The sequence below is a fragment of the Vibrio sp. 1562 genome (assembly GCF_033340155.1).
In the GTDB taxonomy this organism is placed as follows: Bacteria; Pseudomonadota; Gammaproteobacteria; order Enterobacterales; family Vibrionaceae; genus Vibrio; species Vibrio alginolyticus.
Genome location: NZ_JAWOVY010000807.1, coordinates 1 through 510, shown reverse-complemented (window position 1 = coordinate 510; position 510 = coordinate 1). Strand labels below are relative to the sequence as shown.

The following is a 510-nucleotide window of genomic DNA, read 5'->3' as shown; positions in this document are numbered from 1 at the left end:
AAACACTGTTCAATTTTAATTAATTCTATTCACCATTTCGAACGATATGACAAAAATTTAGCTTTAGGTCGCCATTTTCTGGCCATAGTTGAGCTATGTTATCGATACTACGAATTGTTACTTTTGGCGAAATTAGGAGGATGAATGGAGAAAATTTCCAATAAAGCGTCAATATGGCTCGGGCTGTGTCTGATAATAGGTTTAGGAGTATTGGGCTTTTTTATTCAGCAAACAGCAGTCAAATACAAAGCCTATGAGCGAGTGGTAACGGTGAAGGGATTGTCTGAGCGAGAATACCCGGCAGATACCGTCATTTGGCCAATCCAATTTACGGTAGCCAGCAATGATATGGGCGCGATGTTTGATGACATAGACCAACAAACGCGTTTGATTCTCGATTTTTTAACCGCAAAAGGCTTAACTGACAAAAACATCTCGCTGTCTTCGCCTTCAGTGATAGACCGTAAAGCGCAGCAATATGGTGGTGAGCAAGACATTGAGTATCGTTAT

General features: G+C 40.6%; 1 protein-coding gene. It reads left to right on the top strand.

Going from position 1 to position 510, the window contains the following annotated elements:
- Positions 1–144 precede the first annotated feature (144 nt).
- Positions 145–510: SIMPL domain-containing protein (locus R7Z49_RS27780; RefSeq protein WP_411913044.1), on the top strand; the 366-nt coding region annotated here is incomplete at its 3' end.